Raw genomic sequence first — 26,200 nt, 5'->3', positions numbered from 1 at the left:
AGCATTCGAAATGCCCACGCCCACCAAGGGTGCCCGCCTCGGCGGCAGCCCGGCACACGAGAAGCTCATCCTGGCCAACCTGGCCACCGAGCTCTTCCGGCACGGGAAGATCAAGACCACCGAGACGAAGGCCAAGCGGCTTCGCCCGCTGGCCGAGCAGCTCATCACGAAGGCCAAGCGCGGCGACCTGCACGCCCGGCGCCGGGTGCTGACCGTCGTGAAGGACAAGGACGTCGTGTACGCCCTGTTCGAGCAGATCGCTCCGCGGTACACCAACCGTCCCGGTGGTTACACCCGGATCACCAAGACCGGTCCCCGCAAGGGCGACGCCGCTCCCATGGCGGTCATCGAGCTGGTCGAGGAGCTTCAGGTAGCGGCCACCACCGCGCCGGCGAAGTCGGCCCGCAAGGCCGCCGCGCAGCAGAACAAGGTCGAGGCGCTCGCGCCGGAGGAGGAGACGCCGAAGAGCGCTCCCGCCACCGACGCGGACCAGGACGCCGAGCCGCCGGTGAACGCTTCCGGTGACAAGGGTGCCGAGGGCCCCGGCGACCAGGCCGAGGGCGACGACACCAAGGCCTGAGTTCCACTGTGAAAGGCCCGGTACCCGGTGGGTGCCGGGCCTTTTGCTGACCACTGACCCGAGGAGCGCGCTACCCCGATGACGGGATCGATCCGCCTGCGACTGGACGTGTCCTATGACGGCGCCGACTTCTCCGGCTGGGCCGCCCAACCCGCCCGCCGGACCGTCGCGGGCGTGCTCACCGAGGCCCTGGGACGGCTGGTCGGGCCGGAGACGCCGCTCGGGCTGACCGTGGCCGGGCGTACCGACGCCGGCGTGCACGCCACCGGTCAGGTCTGCCACATCGAGCTGCCCGCCGACCGGTACGCCGAACTCGAAGGCTCCCTGCTGCGCAGGCTGGCCGCGCTGATGCCGCCCGACGCCCGGGTGCGAGCCGTCGTCCCGGTTCCGCCGAGCTTCGACGCGCGGTTCTCGGCGACCTACCGCCGGTACGAGTACCGCGTCACCGACGATCCGTGGGGTCCCGAACCGCTGCGCCGGCACGACACCCTCGGCTGGATGCGCCGGCTCGACCTGGACCGGCTCAACGCCGCCGCGGCCGGGCTGCTCGGGGAGCACGACTTCGCCGCGTTCTGCAAGCGCAAGGAGCACGCCACCACCATCCGGGCGATCAACCGGCTGGATTGGCGCCGTGATCCGGACCGGACATTGGTGGCGACCGTGCAGGCCGACGCCTTCTGTCAGGCGATGGTGCGCAGCCTGGTGGGCGCGATGCTGTTCGTCGGCGACGGCCGGCGTGAGCCGGAGTGGCCGGCCCGGTTGCTGACGCTGCGGGAACGGTCCAGCGAGGTGACTGTCGCGCCGGCGCACGGGCTCACGCTGGTGGCGGTGGGTTATCCGGACGAATCCGACTACGCCGCTCGGGCCGAGGCGACGCGCCGGTTGCGGGCCTGATCGCGGTCGCCGCTCCGGGCCGGGCGGCGGCCATCGGGTCGGCCCGGACGAGGGCGCGGTGGGGCATCGGTGCCGTGGCGGGTGCGCTGGTGCGGTGCTGCGGGCGCCCGGTGGCGTCAGTTCTGTGCGGGCAGGGCGGTTCCGGCCAGGTGGACGTCGAGGACCTCGGTCATGATGCGGGCCACTGCCGGGTCGTCGTTGCGGACCAGCCGGCCGGTGGGGTCGGCTATCACGCAGTAGAGCAGGTACCGGCCGTGCGTGCGCCACACCACCGGCGTCCCGGGTGGGGTGTCGGCGCCGGAGAGGGCGGCGAAACCGCCGTCACCGGTCTCGACCAGGTCGCGGACCTGGCCGCTGACGGCGGTGGCGTGGCCGGAGTCGGGCAGGTCGAGGACGCCGGCGGTGATCTGGTGACCGGCGTACGGGACGGTGAGGGCGGCGCGGATCGCGTGCGAACACCCGTACGCCTGAAGGATCTGGCGCAGGCCGCCGGTGACCGCCACCGGGCAGTCGGTCTCGGCCCGCGCCTGGCTCGCCCGGAAGAGTGACGTCTGCTCGGGGAAGACGGCGGCCGCGGTGAGTGGGCCTGCCTGCTGATCAGAAGCGGACGGGAGGTTCGGGCCCTGTTTGTCGGCGACGATCAGGACGCCCAGCATCACGCAGATTCCGGCGACGATCAGGGCGGCCAGGCCGCGGCTGAGCAGGCGGGCCGTCCGGTAGGGCTCCCGCCGCAGATGCCGCTTGCCCCGACGCCGCGACGGCAGGCCGGCCCGCCACGGCAGAACGGCGGGCCATGGCAGACCGGCCCACGACGGCAGACCGCGCCGGAAGGACAGACCGGCCCGCGACGACAGGCCTGGCCGGAACGACAGGCCGGGGCGGGAGCGGACCGGGGTGCGATGCTGGCCGGCCGCTCCGGGGAACGGTCTGACCAGCAGGGACAGGGTGCTGGAGATCAGCACGGTGCGGGCGCCCGCTGCGGGGGCGCGGTGGGCGGAGCGCGTCGGGGTGGCGTACCGCATGGGGCCCAAGCTAGGCGCGCACGCTGATCTATGAACGCACAGCGTGTCCGGCACCCCGCCGTCCTGCCGCTCGTTGCGCGCGGGACACTGGCCGGGTGAGTGCCGACCATTACTTCAGCGCCGAGCCGGAAGCGCCGTCGCGGCGCAGCGAGATCGAGTTCAATGTCGCCGGGCGCGACTACCGGCTGGCCGTGGCCTCCGGGGTCTTCTCGGCGGGCCGGCTGGACCCGGGCACCGCCGTGCTGCTGCGCAAGGCCGTGCTGCCGGACGCCGGCACCGGGGGAGCGCTGCTGGACCTCGGCTGCGGGTACGGTCCGATCACCTGCGTGCTCGCCACCGAGGCGCCGGCCGCGACGATCCACGCGGTGGACGTGAACTCCCGGGCCCGCGAACTGACCGCGGAGAACGCTGAGGAGTTCGGCGACCGCGTCCGGGTGGCCGCGCCGGACGAGGTGCCGGACGACGTGACGTTCCAGCAGATCTGGAGCAACCCGCCCACCCACGTCGGCAAGGCGGAGCTGCACGCGCTGATGGAGCGCTGGCTCCCGCGGCTCGCGCCGGACGGCACCGCCTGGCTGGTGATCAACCGGAACCTGGGTGGTGATTCCCTGCACACCTGGCTGGTCGGGCTCGGCTGGCAGGTGCAGCGTGTGGCAAGTCAGCGCGGGTTCCGGGTGCTCCGGGTCACCCGTAAATCGGCTGACTGACGACGCTGTCGACAGGGAGGATGCCGCCATGGGTTACGTGGATGTCGCCGCTGTCGGATTCGTGCTCCCCGATGGGCGTGAGCTTTTCTCCGACGTCTCGTTCCGGGTCGGCGAGGGTGCGAAGGTGGCGCTTGTCGGTCCGAACGGTGCCGGCAAGACGACCCTGATGCGCATGGTGGCGGGTGACATCCCGACCCAGTCCGGCACTGTCGCCCGGTCCGGCGGGCTGGGCGTGATGCGGCAGTTCATCGGCATGATCGGCGACGACCGTACGCTCGAGGACCTGGCTCTGTCGCTCGTCGCACCCGCGCTCGGCGCGGCAGGTGAGCGACTCCGCGCGGCCACCGCGGCTCTGGACGACACCGAGCGGAGCCAGATCGCGTACGCGAACGCGCTTGCCCATTGGGGGGAGAGCGGCGGGTACGAGGCGGAGGTCCTGTTCGACACGGTGTCCGTCGCGATCCTGGGCAAGCCGTGGGAGGAGACCCGGGACCGTGTCGTGCGGACGCTCTCCGGCGGGGAGCAGAAACGGTTCGCGCTGGACCTGCTGCTCCGCGGCGGTGACGAGGTGCTGCTGCTCGACGAGCCGGACAACTTCCTCGACGTGCCCGCCAAGCGCTGGCTGGAGCAGCGGATGCGCGAGTCGGCGAAGTCCATCCTCTACGTCTCGCACGACCGGGAGCTGCTGGCACAGACCGCGGATCGGGTGGTGGCGGTCGAGGGCGGCGGCGCCTGGACACATCCGGGCGGTTTCGCCTCCTGGCACGAGGCCCGGTCGAACCGGCACGAGCGGATGGAGGAGTTGCGCCGCCGCTGGGACGAGGAGCACGAGAAGATCAAAGAACTGGTCTTCACGCTGAAGAACAAGGCCGCCTACAACGACGGCCTGGCCTCCCGTTATCAGGCCGCGCAGACCCGGCTGCGCAAGTTCGAGGAGGCCGGCCCGCCGCCGCTGCCGCCGAAGGAGCAGGCGGTGCGGATGAACCTGCGCGGCGGGCGCACCGGCAAGCGCTCGGTGATGTGCGAGCAGCTGGAGCTGGAAAACCTGACATTCCCGTTCGACCTGGAGATCTGGTACGGGGACCGCGTCGCCGTGCTCGGCGCGAACGGCACCGGCAAGTCGCACTTCCTGCGGCTGCTCGCGGCCGGTGGCACCGAACCCGACCTGGAGCACAAGCCGGTCGACGGCGCGCCGCTGACCCCGGTGATGCACGACGGCGTGGCCCGGCTCGGCGCGCGGGTGCGGCCCGGTCACTTCTCGCAGACCCACGACCGTCCGGAGCTGGTGGACAAGACCCTCGTCGAGATCCTCTGGCGCGGTGACGAGCATCGGTCCGGAGTGGACCGGGCGGGGGCGATGAAGGCCCTCAACCGCTACGAGCTCGCCGCGCAGGGCGACCAGCGGTTCGGCACCCTCTCCGGCGGCCAGCAGGCCCGGTTCCTGGTGCTGCTGCTGGAACTTTCCGGTGCGACCCTGCTGCTGCTGGACGAGCCGACCGACAACCTGGACCTGGCGTCGGCGGAGGCGCTGGAGGAGGGGTTGAAGGCGTACGACGGCACGGTGATCGCGGTCACCCACGACCGCTGGTTCACCAGGTCTTTCGACCGTTTCGTGTTGTTCAAGAGCGACAACGAAGTGATCGAGGTCCCGGAACCGGTCTGGGACGTGAGGTAGCTTTTGATCTCACGGACCGGTTATGGTCCGTTACAACACAACCCACGGGAGTCCGGGCACCGGGCTGAGAGGGGGGCTGATGCGGCCCCCGACCGTCGAACCTGATCCGGGTCATGCCGGCGCAGGGAGGAGTGCGTCATGCGCAGGTCGTTTCCGTTTCCCCGGCTCCACGTCATCACCGACTCGCTCGACGTCGTCCGCGGCGTTGCCGGTCAGGCCGACGTAGCCGTACAGATTAGGGTCAAGAGCACTGACGCGCAGGCGTACGCGCTGACCGTCGCGGCCCTCGAAGTCCTTCGCCCGGCCGGCACGATGTGCCTGGTCAACGATCGGGTCGGGGTGGCGCTCGCGGCCGGTGCGGACGGGGTTCACCTGGGCGACGACGACCTTCCCGTGGACGCCGCCCGCCGGGTGCTCGGCCCCTCGGCGGTGATCGGCGCCACCTGCCGCAACGCGTCGGCGGCCCGGGCCGCGGTCGAGGCCGGCGCCAGTTACCTCGGCACCGGGCCGGCGTTCGCCACGTCCACGAAGGACGGGCTGCCGCCACCGATCGGCCCGGCCGGTGTCGCCGCTGTGGTGGACGCGGTGCCCGGCACCCCGGTCCTGGCGATCGGTGGCATCACGGCCGACCGGGTCCCGGTCCTGCCCTCGCACGGCGTGGCCGCGATCGGCGCCTTCGTCACCGACCCGAAGCGGGCGGTCGCCGAGTTCCTGGACGCCCTCACGTGAGGGTGGCGATCATCGGCGGCGGCATCATCGGACTCGCCGCCGGCCGCGAGTTGCTCCTGCGCGGCGCCGACGTCACCGTCTTCGACCCGGCACCCGGCGGTACCGGCGGTGCCTGGCACGTGGCGGCCGGGATGCTGGCGCCGGGCGGGGAGTCGGCGTTCGAGTTCCCGTACCTGGAACCGCTGCTGGCGGCGTCGAACGAGCTGTGGCCGGCATACGCGGCAGAGCTCGGCGAGGTGGGGTACGACGACGCCGGAACCCTGAGCGTGGCCCTGACCGCCGACGACGTCGCCGAGGCCCGGCGGGAGTGGGCGCACCAGAAGCTGGCGGCGCTCACCGGCTCGCAGGTCCGTGACCGGGAACCGGCCCTGTCGCCGCGGGTCCGGGCGGGCGCGTTCGCCCCCACCGAACGACAGGTGGACCCGCGCAAGGTGGTCGCGGCGCTGCGCGAGTCGCTGAGCGGCCGGATCGTCCCGCGACTCGTCGGCGAACTGTCCGGCGTGGCGGACGAGGCCGACGCCGTCGTGGTGGCCGCCGGCTGCGGCACCGCCGCACTCACCGGCCTGCCGATCCGGCCGGTGAAGGGCCAGATGCTGCGGCTGCGCGGCGAGCCCGGCCTGATCGCGCACGTGATCGACGGGGTGGCCGACGGCCGGCACGTCTACCTGGTGCCGCGCGCCGACGGCGAGGTGGTGGTCGGTGCCACCCAGGAGGAACGCTCCGACCGGGCCCTCACCGCGGGCGGCGTGCACGACCTGCTCCGGGCCGCCCTCGACCTGGTGCCCGGCCTCGCCGAACACGAGATCACCGAGTTCACCGTCGGCCACCGTCCCGGCACGCCGGACAACGCGCCGATCCTCGGCCGGCTCGACGACCGGACCGTGGTCGCCGCCGGTCACCACCGCAACGGGGTGCTGCTCGCCCCGATCACCGCGCGGCTCGTCGCCGATCTGGTGCTCACCGGAGTCGCGGACCCCTTGATCGACGCCTTCACCCCCAGGAGGTTCGGATGCGCCTGACAATCAACGGCCGGGACCAGAGCCGGTCGGACAACTGCACGGTGGCGACCCTGGTCGCCGAACTGATCGCCGCCCAGCGCGGGGTGGCGGTCGCCGTGAACGGAACCGTGGTGCCGCGCTCGTCGTGGACCCAGGTCGACCTGGCCGACGGCGACCGGGTCGAGGTACTCACCGCCGCGCAGGGAGGCTGACATGGACTTCCTGCCGGAGAACGGGCTGATCCTCGGCACCGGCGGTGCGCAGAGCCTGGCCGCTCTCGAGGAGGCCGTCCGGGCCTCCGAGACCACGCTCGTCACGGTGGCGCTGCGCCGGGTCGACGCGGCCGGGCCGGGCCTGCTGCCGATGCTGGACCGGCTCGGGGTGCGGGTGCTGCCGAACACGGCCGGCTGCTACACCGCCGGTGACGCCGTGAAGACCGCGCAGATGGCCCGGGAGGCCTTCGAGACCGACCTGATCAAACTCGAGGTGATCGGCGACGAGCGGACCCTGCTGCCGGACGGCGTGGAGCTGCTGCGGGCCGCCGAGATGCTCGTGGCGGACGGGTTCACGGTCCTGCCGTACACCACCGACGACCCGATCCTGGCCCGCCGCCTCGCCGACGCCGGGTGTGCCGCGGTGATGCCGGCGGGTTCGCCGATCGGTTCCGGTCTCGGCATCTCCAACCCGCACCACATCCAGCTGATCCGGCAGAACGTGGACGTGCCGGTCGTCCTGGACGCCGGCATCGGCACCGCCTCGGACGCCGCCCTCGCCATGGAACTCGGCTGTGACGCGGTGCTGGTGGCCAGCGCGATCACCCGGGCCGACGACCCGGCCGCGATGGCGGCGGCGATGCGGCACGCGGTCGCGGCCGGCCGGCTCGCCCGCGCCGCCGGCCGCATCCCACGCCGCTTTCACGCGCTCGCGTCCACTCCGGACGAGGGGATCGCCGAATGGTGACCCCGGCCGGGCTCGTCGTGCTCACCGACCGGCGGTCCGCCGCCCGTCCACTGACCGAGGTGGTCGCGGCGGCGATCCGCGGCGGCGCGGCGTGGGTCATCCTGCGGGAGAAGGATCTGCCGTACGGGGAACGCGCCGCGCTCGCCGCCGAGCTCCGGTCGCTCCTGCCACCCGGGCGCCTGATCGTTGCCGGACCCGACCCGCTGGGCGGCACCGCCGTGCACCTCGCGGCGGCCGACCCGGTGCCGTCCGGGGTTCCGCTGGTCGGCCGCTCCTGGCACGGCCACGAAGAGCTGTCCGGAGTGGACTACGTGACGGTGTCGCCGGTCTTCCCCACCGCGTCCAAACCCGGGTACGGTCCGCCGCTCTCGGCCGCCGGTGCCGCCGCGCTGGGTGCGCCGGTGCCGTGGCTGGCGCTCGGCGGGGTCGACTCGGCCGTGCGGGCGCGGGACTGCGGGCGGGCCGGGGCGAACGGGATCGCGGTGATGGGTGCGGTGATGCGGGCCGCGGACCCGGAGGCGGTGACCCGGGAGCTGGCTGAGGCCTTTTTCTCGGGCGCGAGCGCGTCGCCGGCTGCCGCGGATGTCACTTCTGCGGCCGGGGTGGTGGCGCGATGACGCCGCCGGTGGTGCTGACGATCGCCGGGTCGGACTCCGGTGGTGGTGCCGGGATCCAGGCGGACCTCAAGACGTTCGCGGCGCTGGGGGCGTACGGGACCTCGGTCATCACGGCGATCACGGCGCAGAACACGCTCGGTGTGACGGATGTGCACGGGGTTCCGGCGGAGATCGTGGCGGCGCAGCTGGACGCGGTGCTCGCCGACTTCCCGGTGGCGGCCGTGAAGGTCGGGATGATCTCGGATCCGGCCGTGGCGAAGGTGGTGCTGGAACGCGCCGCGGACCTGCCGCATCTGGTCGTCGACCCGGTACTGGTGGCCACCGCGGGGAGCAGGCTCTCCGAACCTGCGGTTGTGGGGGTACTCCTCCCGTACGCCGGTGTGGTGACGCCCAACCGGCACGAAGCCGGCGCCCTCCTCGGCAGGGTGATCGAGACGGCCGAGGAGATGGTTTCGGCCGCCGCCGAGATCGCCCGGCTCGGGCCGCGCGCGGTGGTGGTGACCGGCAGCGAGCTGGCGCTCGACGTGCTGCACGTCGCCGGGGAGACCACGCTGCTGCGCGGTGAGCCGGTGGACACCCGGAACAACCACGGCTCGGGATGCACCTTCTCGTCGGCGATCGCGGTGCGCCTGGCCGCCGGTGATCCGGTGCCGGTGGCGGTCGCGGCGGCCAAGGAGTACGTGCGTCGCGGTCTGCGTGGCGGCGCCGCCTGGCAGCTCGGGGCGGGACCCGGGCCGCTGGACCACTTCGCCCGGTCCATCTAGGTCTCGGCAGCTCGTTTCCGGGCCCTTGCCGGCCCAGTGCTGCCTGTTTTATCCAACTTTGGGGAGGTTCGATCGTGCGACGCAAGGTGTATGTGGACGGTCCCCGTCCGGACATGCGGATCCCGTTCACCGAGGTGGTGCTGACCGGCGACAACGCGCCGGTGCGGCTCTACGACACGTCCGGGCCGGGCAGTGATCCGCTGGTCGGGTTGCCGCCGCTGCGCAAACCCTGGTGGACCGGGCAGACCCAGCTCGCGGCCGCGCGCGCCGGCGTCATCACCCCGGAGATGGAGTTCGTCGCGGTCCGCGAAGGCGTCGACCCGGCCCTGGTGCGCGACGAGATCGCCGCCGGCCGGGCCGTCCTGCCGGCCAACCGCAACCACCCCGAGTCCGAGCCGATGATCATCGGATCCCGGTTCCTAGTGAAGGTCAACGCGAACATCGGCACCTCGGCCGTCACCTCGTCGGTCGCCGAGGAGGTGGAGAAACTCACCTGGGCCACCCGCTGGGGCGCGGACACCGTGATGGACCTGTCCACCGGGCCGCGGATCCACGAGACCCGGGAGGCGATCGTACGGAACTCGCCCGTCCCGATCGGAACCGTGCCGATCTACCAGGCCCTGGAGAAGGTCAAGGGTGACCCCCTCCAACTGACCTGGGAACTGTTCCGCGACACCGTCATCGAGCAGGCCGAGCAGGGCGTCGACTACATGACAATCCATGCCGGCGTGCTCCTGGAACATGTCCCGCTCGCCGCCGAACGGGTCACCGGCATCGTCTCCCGCGGCGGCTCGATCATGGCGGCCTGGTGCCTCGCCGAACACCGGGAGAACTTCCTCTACACCCACTTCCGGGAACTCTGCGAGATCTTCCGGGAGTACGACATCACGTTCTCCCTGGGCGACGGGCTCCGTCCCGGCTCGATCGCCGACGCCAACGACGAGGCGCAGTTCGCGGAGCTCCGTACGCTCGGCGAACTCACCCACATCGCGTGGGAGTACGACGTGCAGGTCATGGTCGAGGGCCCCGGCCACGTACCCATGCACAAGATCAAGGAGAACGTGGATCTCCAGGTCGAACTGTGCGGCGGCGCGCCGTTCTACACGCTGGGGCCGCTGGCCACCGACATCGCGCCCGCCTACGACCACATCACCTCGGCGATCGGCGCCGCGATGATCGGCATGTTCGGTACGGCGATGCTCTGCTACGTCACCCCGAAGGAGCACCTCGGCCTCCCCAACAAGGAGGACGTGAAGGCGGGCATGATCGCCTACAAGATCGCGGCCCACTCGGCGGACCTGGCCAAAGGACACCAGGGCGCGCAGGACTGGGACGACGCGCTGTCCCGGGCCCGCTTCGACTTCCGGTGGGAGGACCAGTTCGAACTCGCCCTCGACCCGGAGACGGCACGCGCTTACCACGACGAGACGCTGCCGGCGGCGCCCGCCAAGACCGCGCACTTCTGCTCCATGTGCGGGCCCAAGTTCTGCTCCATGAGGATCAGCCATGAACTGCGGGCGGCGGGGATGAAGGCGAAATCCGAGGAGTTCGTGGACGGCGGCGGCCGGGTCTACCTGCCGGTCGCGCCGTCGGCCTGATCGCTCGTCCGCTCGTCCGCCTGGGCGGCCGTGCGGGCTGCTGCCCGCTCGGTCGCCTGCTCCTCTGATCGCTCCGCCGGCTGCGTCGGCAGATCCTCCGCCGCTTCCGGTGTCGCCTGCGCTGCCGGATTTTCTGCCGGCTGGGCTGCCGGCCGCGCTGCTGGTTGCGCTGTCGGGTGTTCTGCTGGTTGCGGTGCTGTCTGTGCTGTCGGTTTCGCTGTCGTTTTCGCCGTCAGCAGGAAGTCGTAGATGGGCGCCTCGGCGGGATCCGCCGGGGCGCTCGGCAACGTCTGATTGAGGTCGGCGAGCGATTCGATCTCTGCGCGGGCGGCCTGGGGTTTGCGGCGGATGGGGCGTTTGAGGGGCGGCTTCTCCTCCGCGTCGGGCTTGGCGTCTTCGGGCGTGGCGTCTTCGAGCTCGGCGCTTTCCGGCTTGGCGCTCTCGGGCCTGGCGCTTTCGGGCCCCGCGTTCTCGGTTGTCGCTTTCGCGGGGGGCGCCTTACCGGATTCCACCTTCGCGGCTGCCGCTTTCTTGCGGGGGCGGCGGGCTCGTTTGGCAGGTTGCGGTTTCTCCGTGGCCTTTTCGGCGGCAGATCCTTCCCCTTCGGGAGCCGGTTCCTGCGGCGCCTTCTCCGGGGCCGGTGGGGCCTCTGCGGATGGTGCTCCCAGTGCCTCCGGGCCGGGTTGGCCGACAGCTTCTGCGCCGGCTTGACCGATAGTTTCTGCGCCTGGTTGGCCGATAGCGTCCGCGCCGGGTTGGGCGAGATCGCCCGCGCCGGGGTGGCCCCCTTCATTGTTGCTGGCAGCAACGTTTTCCCGCGCGGCCGATGCGTTCTCGGAGCGGGCCGACGTCTCCGGGGATTGCTCGGGGTCAGCCGATGCCTCGGTTTGGTTCTCGGGGGTGGCCGGGGCTTCGGCGGCTGGCACTTCGGCACCCTGCGTTTCGATGGCTGGTGTATTCGCGGCTGGTGTATTGCCGGCTCGCGTTTCGGTGGCTTCTTCGGCCGCACCCTCGGGAGAGACCCGTTCCTCCGGAGCCGGTGGCGCCTCCGAGGGCTCGGGCACCTTCGCCGTTCCGGTGGCTTTCCGGGCTGCCGGGCGCCTCGCCGGGGCAGGCTTCGAGTCGGGTTCCGGGGTGACACCCGGCGGGACGATCCGGTAGCGGTACGTCACCCCGTCGTCGCGGACCACGAAGTCGTCGGCGCCATCGGGGCGGGTCCAGGTGAGGATCATCTGGCCGTACTTCTCGGCGAGCTTCACCAGTGCCGGGAAGTTGTCGACGATCACCACCGGCTTGCCGGGCGGGCTGGGCATCGGTTCGACCGGGACCAGGAGATGGGGGTAGCGGCGCTGGATCTGCGCCCGCGTCCGCAGCGGGACACTGCGCAGCGCGAGCATCGCGACGATCACGGCGGCGGTGACGGCGACGGTGAGCAGGACGGCGGCGTACTTGCGGGCCTGCGCGGCGGTGAACAGATGGTGTCCGAGGGCGCTGATCTGCCGGTTCTGCACCACGGGTCCGGACGCGGTGCTGGAACGGTCGACCACCAAGCTCGACGGTCCATCGGGAAGGATCATCTGCAGCGGATCTATCGCCAGCGTGATCGTCGGCTCAAACGTGGAACCATCGGCATGACGCACCGGCGCGGTGACGTCGACCGTGAGCTGACCGAGTTCGGTGCCGATCGCCTCACTCGCGGCCTGGGCGCGTGCATGCAGAGCGTCCAGGTCCAGCTGCACGGTGTGGGTGTACCGGTCAGCGGTGAACTGCCGTGCTTGGGACAGCCGCATCGTCGAATGCCAGCCGCTCTGCGTGGACAGGCGGGCGCTCACCGAGATCTGACCGGGTTGGCCTCGATACGTCATCTGCAGGTCGACGAGATTGGCGACCTTGCGAAAGACGGGCTCGGGGGAGTAGACCGTCGTGCCGTCGTAAGCCGCTGACCGGGGAACCTTCGCGGAGTACCCGAAAGTCATCGACTCACCGGAGCCGGCGTTCGGCGTGACGGTCTCGACGGCCGGCTTCATCCAGCCGAGGGCGCCGAGTCCGACTCCGAGAACAGCGGACACCGCTGTCAGGACTGCGACCGCCCGCACGGCGGGATGAAGGCGGCTGATCGCCTTGAGAACGGCCGCCGCGACAGCCAGAGAGCCGCCTTGGCCTGACATGCCCTTAACTCTTTTCTTCCGGCTGCCACGAGGAAGATCCCTGCGGGTCTTGGCCGCCGCCGCACCACCGCCGACGAGGAGAAAGCTGATTACTCCCAGACCGGTCGGACTTAAGAGCGGCTGAAGCCAGACGCCGCCCTTGGGGATGTGGACCACGGCTCGGCCGATCAGTTGATCGGCAGTCGGTTTGTCGGCGTCGATTGACTGGTTGTTGTCTCCCTTGAAGACGAAGCCGTTCGCGCCATCACCGCCGATGATGCGGTGAAGCACCTCGGCTCGTCCGCCTGCACCATGGTATGCGGCGATCTCACCCACTTCGTAAGAATCGGATTTGATGATTAAAACCAGGTCACCGGCGTAGTAGGTGGGCTGCATGCTGACGCCGTATGTCACCAGGTACGAGACGGTGCCGGTTCGGACCGCCCAAAGGCCGATGGCCGCCATCACGAGGATGGCGGCCATGGCGACGTGCTTGGTCGATCGCTGGATGTCAGCTCCGTCAATCGAATGACACCGCGGTGGCCCTGAGCCGAACCGCAGGTTCATGCCTAGTCGATCAACAGAATCCTACTAAGCAGGGGTGACGGAGACGCTCAACTGCGAGATCGCGGTGTAGTAGCCGCTGGTCGGAGCGCAGTCCCACGTCGTTGTCGGGGCGCTGTTGCGGGTGCACGTGGCCGTCGCACCGGACGCGTTGGTGGCGTTGCCGGTGACGACGACCGCCACCGTGGCGTTTGCCGGGATCGCCGTGGCGTTGCCGTCCGCCAGCGACACGTGGAAGCCGGTCACCTGCTCCTTGTATGTGCCGGCCACGTCGTAGGTGATCCCGCTCATCACCGCGCCCACGACGTTGTGCGTGACCGCCCCGCCGATCAGGGCGCTCGGGGTGGCGACGGTGCTCTCGACGCCGGAGGCCGTGAAGGCAGCACCGCCGGCTGCTACGACACCCGCGACGGCCAGGCCACCCAGAAGCTGAATCATGTTGCGCATAGTGAAGGTCTCCCCTTGGTCGGTAACCCAGCCGGCCCGGTGGGCCCTGTGGCTTTGCGTCCCCGGTTCGCACCGGGTTTGCTCTGATCGGCCGAGCGGATGCTCGATTTGCTTACGCCAGGTTTTTCGGTCGGGGCCGGGTCCGGCTAAGCGTTAGAGGGCACATTTCCGGGGCCTTTTTCGAGGTTTTTTCACCTGAGTGCAGTTCGGGTGCTAAAGGGCGGCAGGACCGTCCGCCACCCGGGCAAGGACCGGCCGGAAACCGGGCGGAACGACGCATGGCGGCCGTCCGGGGGACGACCGCCATGCGTGTGTGGAGAGCTGCGCGGGCTTACGAGCCGCCGAGGCCGTTGACCCAGTTGACGTACTCGGATTCCTGCTGGCCGCGCGGGCCACGCTGGGCCGGGGGGCCACTGATCGAGGTCGGTTCGATGGCCGGGGGGCGGGGCATCGCGGCGGTGATGCGGGGGTGTTCGGCGGTGTCGATGCCGGTACGCGGGCCGGGGTTGCCGGTGGCGAAGCCGTCGAAGGAGTTGCCCGCCGGTGGGGGTGGGTTCTCCTGCGCCGAGCGGCGAGTCCGCCAGCCACGGCGTGGGCTCGGGTTCGGCTCCTGCTGGCCGGAGAAGCGCTGAGCGGCGCCCGACGACTGCTGGTCGAAGGACGGCGAACCCTGGGGCTGGCCGGGGGACGGCGAGGCCTGGGGCTGCCGACCGGCGGGCGGCGCACCCGGTGACTGCCGGCCGGTGGACGGCCCATGTGCGGGCTGGTGGCCGGTGGACGCCGCATGCGCGTGCTGACCGGCAGAGGGCGCGCCTGCGGGCGGCTGGCTGAAGGACTGGCCGGTGGGGTGCTGCTGACCGTAGGCGGGCGTCGCCGACGGTGGCTGGCCGAACGGGCTGCCGCTGCCGGAGGCGAACGGTGAGTTGGGTGCGGTGGCCGGGGACTGGTTCGCGAGGTCGGCGAGCGGGTGCGGGCGGTCGACGGCGGGCAGGACACCGGTGTCGGAGGGGCGCAGTTGCTCGGCCGGGCGCTGCGCGGCGGCGGCTGCCGCGGCGGCGATGGCGGACGGGTTCGGTGCGGCCTGGCCTGCGGTGTCGCGGCGGGGGAGGGGCGTGGGCTCGGGGGTGCGGTCACGGGACGGGCCCGACTCGGTGCCCGGCGCGCCGCCGGCAGCCGCTCCCCGGCCCGCGGAGTCGCGGCCTGCGGAGTCGCGGCCTGCGGAGTCGCGGCCTGCGGAGTCGCGGCCTGCGGAGTCGCGGCCTGCGGAGTCGCGGCCTGCGGCGTCGCGAGCCGCAGCGGAGGAAGAAGCGGGGGAGGGGGAGGCGGACGCGGTGGCTGCGGACGACGAGAGGTCGGCCGAGCTGCGCAGGACGGCGGCCAGGACCGAGCCGAGTACGCCGGCGCCGCTGGCGATCATGGCGGCCCAGTACGGGTTGAGGTCGAAGCGGGTCCCCTCGCCCGGGCCGGCGATCAGGTAGGCCACCGTGAGCAGGGCCGGACCGGCCAGCCCGCTGAGCGCGACGGCGAGGGTCGACAGGCGGCGGCCGCGCGCGACCAGGCCGCAGATCAGGCCGGCGAGCAGGGCGAGCACCGGCATGGTGACGAACGGGGTGTGCTCGGTGATCGCGGCCGGGATGAGGTTGCCCTCGAGGACGCCGAGGCGGATCGGGGCGGCGGGGGTGCGGCCGGGCAGCAGGGACGGCGCGATGGAGATGAGGGCGACGGCCCAGACCAGGACGGTTAGGGTGCCGAGGCTCCAGCGGGCGACCGCTTTCGCGGCGGCGGCCCATGCGGCGAAGATGCCGGCGGCGGCGCCGAGGCCCGCGCAGACACCGATGACGAAGACCGGGTTGACGCCGGCGACGGACGCGGCGCGGGCCGGCTGCATGGTCAGCGGGATGACCGCGAGGGCGCCGAGGCCGGCGGCCAGGCCGATGCCGAGGGCGCCGCCGGTGCCGATCGGCTGGGGGCGCCAGCGGGGGCGCAGGCCGGTCGCCACGATCGCGCCGACCGCGGCGGCGGTCATCGCGATCCAGGCCACCCAGGCGAGCTGGGCGGTCCATTGATCACTGGCTGTGACGTCGAGATCCCGGTCGAGCCGGACCATGCTGAGCCCGTAGGCGATGCCGAGTTGCCCGGCTCCGACCACCGCGGCTGCCGCGGTGGTGGTGGCCAGCAGCTTCACCCAGCTCCGAAATGCCATGCCGGGCACGTTACGGAATGCGCCGGGCGGCGCGCCAGTCCGGAGCCCGCTTATTAAGGCAGCCTAAAGTTCTGATCATCAAAATCGATGATAGTCACTTTATTAACTGTAACTGTGGGTCATCGTGAGACGACGTAGGGGTCATTTGCCATGGGTCAGTCCGCAGTGGACACTTGCGGGCGCCGGACAACGAGTCCGTCGCTTCGTGCCAATCCTTGCCAACGTGAGACCTCGCTGGGTCACGGGAAAAAAATCTCAGTGACCGGGACGGGTGACGGTGGCTTCACGGAAGGTTGCGTGTGAGACATTCGCGCACGTCAAACCGGACGTCATGGCTGCCGGCCGCACCCGCGCGCAGTTACCACCCGGACACCAGCGGCCTTTCCGGGAGGTTCCACGCTTCCCAAAGGGGCAGGCGTTCTGGTGAAATCGCCGCCGTGCCGAAATCGGTGCGGGCTTTGCTGCGAGCACCGGACGGGGCCGGACCGCGGCTTCTGATACGCCGGCTGTCACGTCGGAGCCGAGCGGGGACGACCACGAAGGAGATGTCGTGAGCACGGGATCCTCGGCCCAGGCTGCACGACGCGGTCGCCTTCCGCGGCTCCGGGACGCGCGCATGCGTGCGAAGCTGGCCGCCCTGCTGTTCCTGCCGCTGACGGCCGTGTTGGTGCTCGCCACCGTACGACTCGGTGAGGTGGGCGAGCGCGCCGGTGACGCGACCCGGGTGGCCGACCTGGCGGGACTGGGCACCGAGCTCTCCGGACTGACCGGGCTGCTGCACGACGAGCGGATGGCCGGCCTGGCGTACCTGGCCGATCCCGGCGCTGCCGAGACCGGGTACCGGGAGGCGGTCAAGGCCGTCGACGCGCGAGCCGACGTCGTCCGTACCCGTCGGGCCTCGATCGAGGAGATCCCCGGACCGGTCACCGACCGCCTCACCCTGGTCGACGACGCCCTCCGCGAGTTGCCGGCGGTCCGGGCCGCCGTCAGCGGCCGGTCCACCGGCGTGCCGGAAGCCGCACAGGGGTACGGCGACGCCCTCGCCGTCCTCACCGGCTACGAGACCGCGGTGAGCCGGATCGCCGAACCCGGGTCGGTGGCCGACGGACTGCGCGGGCTGGCCGCCTTCGGTCGCGTCCAGGCCTCGGTGGCGGAGCAGGCGGCGGTGACGTTCGTCGCCCGTACAGCCGGGGGGTTGACCGACGAACGGCAGCGGGCGATCGTCGCGGCGCAAGCCACCCGGGACGCCGCCCTGACCGACCTCCGGTCGGTCGCCACCGGACGCCAGGTCGCCCTCGTCGACGCGGTCGTGCAGGACGACGCGCTGGCCCGGGCCGACGGACTCTCCGCCCAGCCCGACGCCACCCAGCCGAACGACCTGGTCCAGGGGTTCGGCACGGTGACCGGGCTGTTGCGTGCCGCGGACACCCAGCTCGGCGAACAGGTGGTGGCGGACGCCCAGGACGGCAGCACCGACAGCACCCGGCGCGCCACCATCGAGTTCGTCCTGGTCCTGCTGGTGCTGATCGGGGCCGTGGCGGTCGCGGTCTATCTCGGGCGGTCGATGCATCTCGCCGTCCGGCGGCTCCGCGAGGGCGCGCTCGCGGTGGCCAACCGGGACCTCCCCGAGGCCGTGACCCGTCTGCAGGACGCGGACAACCTGGGCGAGGGTGGCGTCGACCGGATCGTCGCGCAGACCCGTGACCCGATCCGGGTCGACGACAACGACGAGTTCGGCCAGGTCGCCGAGGCCTTCAACATGGTGCACCGGGAGGCCATCCGGGTCGCCGCCGAACAGGCCGCGCTGCGCACCAGCGTCTCGACGATGTTCCTCAGCCTCGCCCGGCGCAGCCAGGCCCTGGTCGACCGGATGATCGGCGAACTCGACCAGATCGAGCGGACCGAGGAGGACCCGAAGCGGCTGGCCCGCCTCTTCGAACTCGACCACCTCGCCACCCGGATGCGCCGCAACGACGAGAACCTGCTGGTCCTGGCCGGCGCCGAGGTCGGTGCGCCGCGCCGTGAGGACGCGCTGCTGATCGACGCGCTGCGGGCCGCCCAGAGCGAGGTCGAGCTCTACCACCGGATCGAGTTCGGCTCGATCGACACCGACGTGCTGGTCTCCGCCGCGGCCGTCAACGACGTGGTCCGCCTGATCGCCGAGCTGCTCGACAACGCCACCCGGTTCTCCCCGCCGAGCACCCTGGTGATGGCGCACGGCAGCCGTACCGGTGATCACGCCGTGGTCCAGGTCGAGGACCGCGGGCTGGGCATCTCCGACGACCAGATGGAGCAGATCAACCGGCGGCTCACCGAACCGTCCGAGGTGGACGTGAGCGCGTTCCGCCTGATGGGGTTCGCGGTGATCGGCCGGCTCGCCGCCCGGCACGGGATAAGCGTCGAGCTGCGCCCCGGCAGCGAGGGCGGCACGATCGCCGAGGTCACCCTGCCGGCCGGTGTGGCGGTGCTGCCGGGCGCGCCGGTCGCCGTGCCGTCCCGGGCCGCCAGCTGGACCCGTCCCGGTCCGTTGCCGGCGCTTGCCGAGCCCCGGCCGCCGGTCCGGTCGGTGCCGATGCCGCCCGAGCCGATGATCCGCCGGCCGATCACGCTCGAAGGCCCGGTGACCGATCTGGATCTGCAGCCGACGCCGGACCGGCCGCCGCTGCCGACCCGGGCCGTGAAAGCGGAGCCCGAGCCGACCCGGGCCGTGCCGGCTGAGCCCGGGCCTGCCGCCGGCGATCCGATCCGGCTGGAGATGCAGCACGACTGGTTCGACCAGGCCGACAGCGCTCCGGTGCCGCACGGGATGCCGACCGCGGGATACGCGCCTCCGCCCGCGCCGGTCTCCGCCCCGCCAGGCCCACCGCTGCCGGCTCCGGTGATCGCGGCACCGCCGGCGACCCAGGAGGCCCCGACGGCGGCCCAGGAGGCCCCGTCGGTGACCCGGAAGGCGCCACCGGCCCCGGTGAGTGCCGTCCCGAGGCCCCGGGAGGCCGCCGAGGACCGCTGGCGCACCAAGGCGGACGACGGCTGGCTGCGGGCGATGGCGGCGACCGCGCCGCAGGACGCCGGCACCACCCGGTCGGGCCTCCCCAAGCGGATCCCGCAGGCGCAGCTGGTGCCGGGCGGGGTGCAGAGCCCACCGCGTACGCAACATCGTCGCAATCCGGATGAGGTACGAGGACTGTTGTCCTCGTACCACCGAGGAGTGCAACGAGGGCGGACGGACGGCGTTGCCGAATCCGCCGCCACGGCTACACATGCTCCGAAGGAGAACGAACAGTGACCAGGCCCCCCACCATGCACGACATGGGCTGGCTGCTCAGCAACTTCGCCGACAGCATCGCCGGCATCGCCCACGTGATCGCCGTCTCGGCGGACGGCCTGCTGCTGGCCTCGTCGCGCGATCTGCCGGCGGACCGCGCGGATCAGCTCGCCGCGATCACCTCGGGCGTGGTCAGCCTGACCGACGGCGCATCGAGAATGTTCAACGCCGGGAAGGTGCAACAGACCATCATCGAAATGGACAGCGGCTATCTTTTCCTGATGTCCATCAGCGACGGTTCATCGATGGCTGTCCTGGCGGCGCGCAGCTGCGACGTCGGTCAGGTCGGCTACGAGATGGCCCTGCTGGTGGAGCGTGTCGGTGCGGCACTGTCGCCGACGCCACGCGAGGCCGTCAGCCACTAGACGCCGGGGCCGTGCGCCCCGGCGGAGACGAGGTGACCGCGACATGACTGAGCCGCACGATCCCCGGGGCAACCTGGTGCGGCCGTACGCGGTCACCCGCGGCCGGACCGAGCCGATCCGGGACATCCCGATCGAAGCGGTTCTGGTCGCCAGCGCGGCGGCCGTGCAGGAATCGCGGTTCGCCGGACATGACAAGTACCGCATCGCCGTGCTGTGTGAGCCGAAGGCGCAATCGCTCGCCGAACTCGCGGCGATCACCCGGTTACCGCTGGGGGTGACCCGGGTGCTCGTCGCCGACATGGTCGCCGACGGGCTTCTGACGCTGCACAGTGCCGCTCCCCGGACGGGGTTCGCGGAGCGGATGGATCTTCTGGGAAGGGTGTTGGGTGGACTACGCAAGCTCTGAGGGGGCCGGAGCGCGTCCCACGGAGATCACCTCCGCGAAGATCGTCGTCGCCGGTGGTTTCGGCGTGGGCAAGACGACCCTGGTGGGCGCGGTTTCCGAGATCGAACCACTGACGACCGAGGCCGTGATGACCTCGGCCGGCGAAGGCATCGACGACGCCTCGAAAGTGCCGGGCAAGGGCTCGACCACGGTGGCGATGGACTTCGGCCGCATCACGATGGCCGACGACCTCATCCTCTACCTGTTCGGCACGCCAGGGCAGACCCGGTTCTGGTTCATGTGGGACGAACTGATCCGGGGTGCCGTCGGCGCCGCGGTGCTCGTCGACACCCGCCGGCTCACCGACGCGTTCGCGCCGCTGGACTACTTCGAGAACCGGCACCTGCCGTACCTCGTCGCGGTCAACTGCTTCGACAACGCGCCACGCTACGAGCCGGAGGAGGTCCGGGAGGCGCTCGCCATACCGGCCCGGGTGCCGCTGTTCATGTGCGACGCGCGACACCGTGAGTCGGTCAAGGCCGTGCTGATCGGGGTGGTCGAGCACGCGATGGCGACCCTGGTGGCCGAGCACGAGGGGCACGCCGCCACGGTCAGCTAGGCCGGGGGAGAGGCAGGGTGGGGCGCGGTCAGACCGGCAGGCGGTAGCCGCGCTTCACCACGGTCTGCACCACCCCGGGGACGGCCAGGCCGGCGCGCAGCCGGGCCACCGCCATCTCGACGGCGTGCTCGTCGGCGCCGCGCGGCAGGGCCTGGAGCAGGGCGGCGCGGGAGAGCACCCGGCCGGGGGAGTGCGCCAGCTCGCGCAGGACGGCCATCGGTGCGGGGGCGAGCGGGCGCAACTCACCGTCGACGACGGCGGCGTGGCCCCGCAGCGTCAGCGTGTGCCCGGCGACCTGCAGGGTCAGTGCCCGTTTGGGCAGATCTTCGACGATGGTACGGACCAGGGCGCTGAGCCGGGCCCGCCCAGGGGTGACGACCGGGATGCCCTGGCGGCGCAACGGCGCCGCGGTGACCGGGCCGACGCAGGCGGCGAGCACGTCGGCGCGGAGCGCGTCCAGCAGGGCGTCGGTGCCGGGGGCGGCGCGCAGGACGGCGTGCACCGCTGCCGCTGAGGTGAACGTCACGGCGTCCACCAGGCGGGCGGTGATCAGGTCGACCAGGCGGTGCAGCGGCGCCGGGTCGACGGGCGGCGCCCAGCGGTGGACGGGCACCTCGATGACGCGGGCGCCGGCGTTCTCCAGGGCCTCGGCGTATTCGGGCTGGCTCTCGCCGTGCAGTTGCAGTGCCACGGTGCGGCCGGACAGGCCGCGGGCGGTGAGGTGGTCGACGACTTCCTCGTACCCCTCGCCCTCGGGTGTCCATCGGTCCTGCAGACCGGCGGCCCGGACCGCGGCGCGGGCCTTCGGGCCACGGGCGACGAGGTACGCGGCGGACAGCACCGACCGCAGCGGTTCGGCCAGACCCCACCCGTCCGCCGCCTCCAGCCAGCCCCGCATGCCGATGCCGGTGCTGACGAGCACGACGTCGGGTGGGGTCTCGAGGCAGGCGCGGGTTGCGGAACGCAGTTCGGCGTCGTCGGCGATCGGCACGATGCGCAGGGCCGGTGCCAGCACCACGCGGGCACCCCGGGCTTCGAGGAGGGCAGCGAGCTCGTCCTTGCGGCCGTCCGCGGTGACCCCGATGGTGTAGCCGGAGAGGGCCGCCGCCGGTTCCGCCAGCGCGGCAGCGGTCAGCACCGTCCGGCGGGCGGCCGGGGTCCGCTCGATCATCCGATCTCCGGGCCAGTTCGCAGGTCCAGGCCGGTTCGTGGCCTCGCGCCGGTTCGTGGCCTCGCGCCGGTTCGTGGCCTCGCGCCGGTTCGTGGGGCGAGAAGTCGCGGCGTGGCCGAACGGTCCACCGAAGGGCACGCTCGAAGCCCGCCGTCCTCGGCGTTGACCCGCTCCCATGTCACGCCTGCGTTCTTCGCCGTGCCTCCGTCCGGGGCACGCCGCGACTTCTCCTCGCCGAACCGGCGAGCCGGCCCGGCGGACATCGTCAGGTCCGTCCTCAACCCTGACGATGGTCCTTCCATGGTGCGCCCGTGGAGGCGGTGTCGGCCAATGCCGGGCCGCTTCTTCGGGAGGTCCGCACCGTTGGCCATGTCCGAAGCCTGCCGGGGGTGAATTTCGGACGAGCGTCCCATTTGTTTCAAGCCTGCTAAGACCCGCGGACCCGGTCGTGTGACCCGCTTCGGGCGTGTCCGTGGCGCGGAGTATGCTTGCTTCGTTTGGGGTTCCGCTAGGGCTGAGTGTTTGCAACCAGAACGCTCGCCGGACGGTCAGTGCCCTGGACACTGTCCTGTTGGACACTGCCTGTTTTGACCACGCGCCGCGCAGCCGGGTATTGTTGCCTGCTGTTGTGCGACAGCTGCGAGTGGTCCCTCTGTGGGGTCGCTTGACGCATCTGCTGGATGCGACCAGCGCGCGCCCCCAGACCGACGACGAGACAAGGTAATTCTGTGCGTACGTACAGCCCGAAGCCGGGTGAGATCGAGCGTCAGTGGCACATTATCGACGCTTCTGACGTCGTTCTGGGCCGGCTGGCCACCCACACCGCCACCCTCCTGCGCGGCAAGCACAAGCCGACGTTCGCCCCGCATGTCGACACCGGCGACTTCGTGGTGATCATCAACGCCGGCAAGGTCGCGCTGACCGGCAACAAGCGCCAGACCAAGGTCGCCTACCGCCACTCGGGTTACCCGGGCGGCCTCAAGCAGGTCGGTTACGAAGAGCTGCTGACCAAGCGCCCCGAGAAGGCGATCGAGCTGGCCGTCAAGGGCATGCTCCCGCACAACAAGCTTGCGCGGCAGATCATCAAGAAGCTGAAGGTGTACCCGGGCGCCGAGCACCCGCACGCCGCTCAGCAGCCGCAGCCGTTCGAAATCAAGCAGATCGCGCAGTGAGCGCGGGAGAAGGCAGCAGCATGTCCGACATCATCGAGCCCGAGGTCGTCGAGACCGTCGAAGAGCCCGCTGAGACGGTCGTCGTCGTCGAGACGCCCGCGCCGGCTTCGGTCCGCGCCCCGCGTCCCGGTGACCGTCCGCTCCAGACCGTGGGCCGCCGCAAGGAGGCCATCGTCCGGGTGCGTCTCGTGCCCGGCACCGGCAAGATCACCTGCAACGGCCGCGAGCTGGAGAACTACTTCCCCAGCAAGGTGAACCAGCAGCTCATCCGTGAGCCGCTCGTCACCACCGAGCGTGGCGAGCAGTTCGACGTAATCGCGAACCTGCGCGGTGGCGGCATCACCGGCCAGGCCGGCGCCCTGCGTCTCGCGATCGCCCGCGCTCTCATCCTGAACGAGCCGGACGACCGGCCCGCCCTGAAGAAGGCCGGCTTCCTGACCCGGGACGCCCGGGTCAAGGAGAGCAAGAAGTACGGTCTCAAGAAGGCCCGTAAGGCTCCGCAGTACTCGAAGCGCTGATTTCCGCGCCGACGGCCGAGCGCACCCCTGTTCCACGAGGGGCGTGCTCGGCCGTCGGTGTTTCCACTCCCTCCCCGACCAGCCGTTCCGGTGAACGCCAGAACAGGCGCACCCTGGTGCAGTCTTGGTTCGGCGTGTCACCGGCGAAAGGAAGCCGCCATGGGGCGACTCTTCGGCACCGACGGCGTTCGCGGTCTTGCGAACGGCGAGCTGCTCACCCCCGAACTGGCCCTCTCGGTCGCTGTCGCGGCCGCACGGGTCCTGGTCGAGACCGACAGCAGCCACCAGCCCCTGGCGATAGTGGGGCGTGACCCCCGGGCCAGCGGCGAGATGCTGGAGGCCGCGGTCGTCGCGGGTCTCACCAGCGCCGGCGCCAACGTGGTCCGGGTCGGCGTGCTGCCCACTCCGGCGGTGGCCTACCTGGTCGGGCAGACGAACGCCGACCTCGGAGTGATGCTCTCCGCGTCGCACAACCCGATGGCGGACAACGGCATCAAGCTCTTCGCCGCCGGTGGCGCCAAGCTGCCGGACGAGCTCGAGGAGCGGATCGAGAAGGCCGTCGCGGACGGGCACGGCCTGGTCGGGCGGCCCACCGGCGCAGCCATCGGGCGGGTGCACGACCTGCTGGACGGCGCCGAGCACTACATCAAGCATCTGGTCGAGTCGACCCCGCACCCGCTGGAAGGCCTCAAGGTCGTCGTGGACTGCGCGAACGGCGCGGCCAGCGAGGTCGCCCCGGTGGCGTACCGGGAGGCCGGCGCCGAGGTCATCGCGATCCACGCCGACCCGGACGGCCTGAACATCAACGAGAACTGCGGCTCCACGCACCTCGAGCAGGTGCGCGAGGCCGTGCTGCGCGAGGGCGCCGACCTGGGCCTGGCGCACGACGGCGACGCCGACCGCTGCCTGGCCGTCACGGCCGCCGGTGACGTCGTCGACGGCGACCAGATCATGGCGATCCTGGCAGTGGCGATGCACGAGGCCGGCACGCTCACCGGCAACACGCTCGTCGCCACCGTGATGAGCAACCTGGGTCTGCGGCTCGCGATGAAGCAGTCCGGGATCCGGCTGGTCGAGACGAAGGTCGGCGACCGGTACGTGCTGGAGGAGCTGCAGAGCGGCGGGTACGCGCTGGGCGGCGAGCAGAGCGGCCACATCGTGATGCCGGCGTTCGCGACGACCGGTGACGGCGTGCTGACCGGCCTGCACCTGATGGCGCAGGTGGCGGCGAGCGGCAAGTCCCTCGCCGACCTGGCCGCCGTGGTGCACACGCTGCCCCAGGTGCTGATCAACGTGCGGGTCGGTGACCGGGAGGCCGGTGCCGCCGCGCCCACCGTGCAGGCCGCCGTGGCGCTCGCCGAGAACGAGCTGGGCGAGACCGGCCGGGTGCTGCTGCGCCCGTCCGGCACCGAACCGCTGGTCCGGGTGATGGTCGAGGCCGCCACCGAGGAGAAGGCGCGCGCCGTCGCCGAGCGGATCGCCGACGAGGTCCGGTCAGCAAGCCCGGCCTGACCTGACCGAGGGTTGAGCCCACCACGGGCTCAACCCTCGAACGCCCGCCAGGGGCTCAGGCGGCGAGCCGCTTCAGCCGGCTGACCGCCTCGTCGATCACTTCGGCGCGCTTGCAGAAGGCGAACCGGATCAGGTGCCGCCCGGCGTCCCGGTTGTCGTAGAAGACCTGGGTCGGCACGGCCACCACCCCGCAGCGCGCCGGCAGCTCCCGGCAGAACTCGATGCCGTCGACACCGCCCAGCGGCCGGATGTCGGCCGTCACGAAGTAGGTGCCCTCGGCCGGCAGGACGGCCAGGCCGGCCTCGGCGAGCCCGGCAACCAGGCCGTCCCGGCGCTCACGCAGGCCCGCCGCGAACCCGGTGAAATAGCTGTCGGGCAGGCCCAGCGCGACCGCGACGGCGGGTTGCAGCGGTGCGCCGTTGACGAAGGTCAGGAACTGTTTGACCCGCAGCAGCGCGGAGACCAGCGATGCCGGGCCGGTCGCCCAGCCGATCTTCCAGCCGGTGCAGGAGAACGTCTTGCCGGCCGACGAGATCCGCAGGGTGCGCTCGCGCATCCCGGGCAGGCCGGCCAGCGGGACGTGCCGGCCGTCGAAGACCAGATGCTCGTACACCTCGTCGGTGACCGCGACCACGTCGTGCTCGCGGCACAACCCGGCGATCAGTTCCAGCTCCGCGGCAGTGAAGACCTTGCCGGTCGGGTTGTGCGGGGTGTTGAGCAGGACCAGCCGGGTCCGCCTGCCGAACGCCTCCCGCAGCTCCGCCTCGTCGAACTCGTACCGCCCGGCGGGGCCGGGCCGCAGCGTGACCGGCCGGCGGACCGCCCCGGCCAGGGTGATCGAGGCGGCGTACGAGTCGTAGTACGGCTCGAAGCACACCACCTCGTCACCGGGCTCGCAGAGAGCGAGGATGGCGGCCGCGATCGCCTCGGTGGCGCCGGCCGTCACCACCACCTCGGTGTCCGGGTCCCGGGTCAGCCCCCAGAACCGCTGCTCGTGCGCGGTGATCGCGTGCCGCAGTGCCGGGATGCCGGGGAGCGGCGGGTACTGGTTGGCGCCACCGGCCAGGGCTTCGGCAGCGGCCGCCAGCATCTCCGGCGGGCCGTCGGTGTCCGGGAAGCCCTGCCCGAGGTTCACCGCGCCGGTTCGCACGGCCAGCGCGGACATCTCGGTGAAGATCGTCGTGCCGAACGGGCGCATCCGTTCGACCAGGGGATCCGTACGGGTCAC

The 26,200-nt window shown here is 71.6% G+C and carries 24 protein-coding genes and 2 riboswitches; of the genes, 18 read left to right on the top strand and 6 right to left on the bottom strand.

Annotated elements, in window-relative coordinates:
• Window positions 1-10: 10 nt before the first annotated feature.
• Window positions 11-580: a 50S ribosomal protein L17 gene (gene rplQ / locus LPA41_RS28265; RefSeq protein WP_229073945.1), complete on the top strand. Its 570-nt coding sequence runs from the start codon at window positions 11-13 to the stop codon at window positions 578-580.
• A gap of 78 nt (window positions 581-658) precedes the next feature.
• On the top strand, window positions 659-1,474 hold the full coding sequence (truA, locus tag LPA41_RS28260) for a tRNA pseudouridine(38-40) synthase TruA (RefSeq protein WP_229073944.1): 816 nt from the start codon (window positions 659-661) through the stop codon (window positions 1,472-1,474).
• A 116-nt stretch (window positions 1,475-1,590) separates the two neighbouring features.
• Here the strand turns inward: truA and LPA41_RS28255 are convergent, their stop codons facing one another.
• Window positions 1,591-2,496: a hypothetical protein gene (locus LPA41_RS28255; RefSeq protein WP_229073943.1), complete on the bottom strand. Its 906-nt coding sequence runs from the start codon at window positions 2,494-2,496 to the stop codon at window positions 1,591-1,593.
• A gap of 95 nt (window positions 2,497-2,591) precedes the next feature.
• Here LPA41_RS28255 and LPA41_RS28250 point away from each other — a divergent pair, with 95 nt between their 5' ends.
• The 9 genes from LPA41_RS28250 (at window position 2,592) to thiC (ending at window position 10,544) form a co-directional block, all read left to right on the top strand.
• Window positions 2,592-3,203, top strand: coding sequence for a class I SAM-dependent methyltransferase (locus LPA41_RS28250; protein WP_229073942.1), 612 nt, complete (start codon window positions 2,592-2,594; stop codon window positions 3,201-3,203).
• Between the two features lie 28 nt (window positions 3,204-3,231).
• Window positions 3,232-4,878 carry an ABC-F family ATP-binding cassette domain-containing protein gene (locus LPA41_RS28245; protein WP_229073941.1) on the top strand — a complete coding sequence of 549 codons (1,647 nt, stop codon included), beginning with the start codon at window positions 3,232-3,234 and terminating at the stop codon, window positions 4,876-4,878.
• 34 nt (window positions 4,879-4,912) lie between these two features.
• A riboswitch (TPP riboswitch) is annotated at window positions 4,913-5,023 on the top strand.
• Window positions 5,017-5,607, top strand: coding sequence for a thiamine phosphate synthase (locus LPA41_RS28240; RefSeq protein ID WP_229073940.1), 591 nt, complete (start codon window positions 5,017-5,019; stop codon window positions 5,605-5,607). Its footprint overlaps the riboswitch before it by 7 nt.
• Window positions 5,604-6,626 (top strand): glycine oxidase ThiO, encoded by a 1,023-nt coding sequence (thiO, locus tag LPA41_RS28235; protein ID WP_229073939.1) that lies wholly within the window; start codon window positions 5,604-5,606, stop codon window positions 6,624-6,626. Before LPA41_RS28240 ends, thiO begins: the two co-directional genes overlap by 4 nt.
• Window positions 6,617-6,817, top strand: coding sequence for a sulfur carrier protein ThiS (thiS, locus tag LPA41_RS28230; protein WP_229073938.1), 201 nt, complete (start codon window positions 6,617-6,619; stop codon window positions 6,815-6,817). Before thiO ends, thiS begins: the two co-directional genes overlap by 10 nt.
• Window position 6,818: 1 nt before the next feature.
• Window positions 6,819-7,565, top strand: a complete 747-nt coding sequence (locus LPA41_RS28225; RefSeq protein ID WP_229073937.1) for a thiazole synthase — start codon at window positions 6,819-6,821, stop codon at window positions 7,563-7,565.
• A complete protein-coding gene (locus LPA41_RS28220; protein WP_229073936.1) occupies window positions 7,559-8,182 on the top strand; it encodes a thiamine phosphate synthase in 624 nt (207 codons plus the stop codon). Before LPA41_RS28225 ends, LPA41_RS28220 begins: the two co-directional genes overlap by 7 nt.
• Window positions 8,179-8,946, top strand: coding sequence for a bifunctional hydroxymethylpyrimidine kinase/phosphomethylpyrimidine kinase (gene thiD / locus LPA41_RS28215; protein WP_229073935.1), 768 nt, complete (start codon window positions 8,179-8,181; stop codon window positions 8,944-8,946). The genes LPA41_RS28220 and thiD overlap by 4 nt, the downstream gene beginning before the upstream one ends.
• A 74-nt stretch (window positions 8,947-9,020) precedes the next feature.
• Entirely contained in the window at window positions 9,021-10,544 is a 1,524-nt protein-coding gene (gene thiC / locus LPA41_RS28210) for a phosphomethylpyrimidine synthase ThiC (protein ID WP_308036625.1), read from the top strand.
• On the opposite strand, the gene LPA41_RS28205 is transcribed toward thiC, so the two are convergent.
• From LPA41_RS28205 to LPA41_RS28195, 3 genes are all read right to left on the bottom strand, one after another.
• A complete protein-coding gene (locus LPA41_RS28205) occupies window positions 10,517-13,174 on the bottom strand; it encodes a DUF5305 family protein (protein ID WP_229073934.1) in 2,658 nt (885 codons plus the stop codon). The genes thiC and LPA41_RS28205 overlap by 28 nt on opposite strands.
• Before the next feature lie 108 nt (window positions 13,175-13,282).
• The gene (locus LPA41_RS28200) at window positions 13,283-13,693 is read right to left on the bottom strand and encodes a hypothetical protein (RefSeq protein ID WP_229073933.1); all 411 of its coding nucleotides are present in this window, start codon (window positions 13,691-13,693) and stop codon (window positions 13,283-13,285) included.
• A gap of 27 nt (window positions 13,694-13,720) precedes the next feature.
• Window positions 13,721-13,795: riboswitch (cyclic di-GMP riboswitch) on the bottom strand.
• A gap of 238 nt (window positions 13,796-14,033) precedes the next feature.
• A complete protein-coding gene (locus tag LPA41_RS28195) occupies window positions 14,034-15,905 on the bottom strand; it encodes a hypothetical protein (protein ID WP_229073932.1) in 1,872 nt (623 codons plus the stop codon).
• A 616-nt stretch (window positions 15,906-16,521) separates the two neighbouring features.
• Here LPA41_RS28195 and LPA41_RS28190 point away from each other — a divergent pair.
• The 4 genes from LPA41_RS28190 to LPA41_RS28175 are packed head-to-tail and all read left to right on the top strand — an operon-like array spanning window position 16,522 to window position 20,599.
• Window positions 16,522-19,191 carry a nitrate- and nitrite sensing domain-containing protein gene (locus tag LPA41_RS28190; RefSeq protein WP_229073931.1) on the top strand — a complete coding sequence of 890 codons (2,670 nt, stop codon included), beginning with the start codon at window positions 16,522-16,524 and terminating at the stop codon, window positions 19,189-19,191.
• The gene (locus LPA41_RS28185; protein ID WP_229073930.1) at window positions 19,188-19,595 is read left to right on the top strand and encodes a roadblock/LC7 domain-containing protein; all 408 of its coding nucleotides are present in this window, start codon (window positions 19,188-19,190) and stop codon (window positions 19,593-19,595) included. Before LPA41_RS28190 ends, LPA41_RS28185 begins: the two co-directional genes overlap by 4 nt.
• A 43-nt stretch (window positions 19,596-19,638) precedes the next feature.
• Complete coding sequence (locus LPA41_RS28180) at window positions 19,639-20,001, top strand: DUF742 domain-containing protein (protein WP_229073929.1); 363 nt, start codon at window positions 19,639-19,641, stop codon at window positions 19,999-20,001.
• Entirely contained in the window at window positions 19,982-20,599 is a 618-nt protein-coding gene (locus tag LPA41_RS28175) for an ATP/GTP-binding protein (protein WP_229073928.1), read from the top strand. The genes LPA41_RS28180 and LPA41_RS28175 overlap by 20 nt, the downstream gene beginning before the upstream one ends.
• Window positions 20,600-20,627: 28 nt before the next feature.
• On the opposite strand, the gene LPA41_RS28170 is transcribed toward LPA41_RS28175, so the two are convergent.
• Entirely contained in the window at window positions 20,628-21,770 is a 1,143-nt protein-coding gene (locus LPA41_RS28170) for a uroporphyrinogen-III synthase (RefSeq protein ID WP_229073927.1), read from the bottom strand.
• A 728-nt stretch (window positions 21,771-22,498) separates the two neighbouring features.
• Between LPA41_RS28170 and rplM the strand changes: the two genes are divergently transcribed.
• The 3 genes from rplM to glmM all read left to right on the top strand — a co-directional run bounded on the left by rplM (window position 22,499) and on the right by glmM (window position 24,972).
• Window positions 22,499-22,942, top strand: a complete 444-nt coding sequence (gene rplM, locus LPA41_RS28165; RefSeq protein WP_109598659.1) for a 50S ribosomal protein L13 — start codon at window positions 22,499-22,501, stop codon at window positions 22,940-22,942.
• A gap of 20 nt (window positions 22,943-22,962) precedes the next feature.
• Window positions 22,963-23,460 (top strand): 30S ribosomal protein S9, encoded by a 498-nt coding sequence (gene rpsI, locus LPA41_RS28160; RefSeq protein ID WP_229073926.1) that lies wholly within the window; start codon window positions 22,963-22,965, stop codon window positions 23,458-23,460.
• A gap of 159 nt (window positions 23,461-23,619) precedes the next feature.
• Window positions 23,620-24,972, top strand: a complete 1,353-nt coding sequence (gene glmM, locus LPA41_RS28155; RefSeq protein ID WP_229073925.1) for a phosphoglucosamine mutase — start codon at window positions 23,620-23,622, stop codon at window positions 24,970-24,972.
• A 55-nt stretch (window positions 24,973-25,027) separates the two neighbouring features.
• On the opposite strand, the gene LPA41_RS28150 is transcribed toward glmM, so the two are convergent.
• Complete coding sequence (locus LPA41_RS28150; protein ID WP_308036624.1) at window positions 25,028-26,200, bottom strand: pyridoxal phosphate-dependent aminotransferase; 1,173 nt, start codon at window positions 26,198-26,200, stop codon at window positions 25,028-25,030.

The sequence above is a fragment of the Actinoplanes sp. DH11 genome (assembly GCF_020873875.1).
In the GTDB taxonomy this organism is placed as follows: Bacteria; Actinomycetota; Actinomycetes; order Mycobacteriales; family Micromonosporaceae; genus Actinoplanes.
This window is presented reverse-complemented; position numbering and strand designations above follow the sequence as displayed.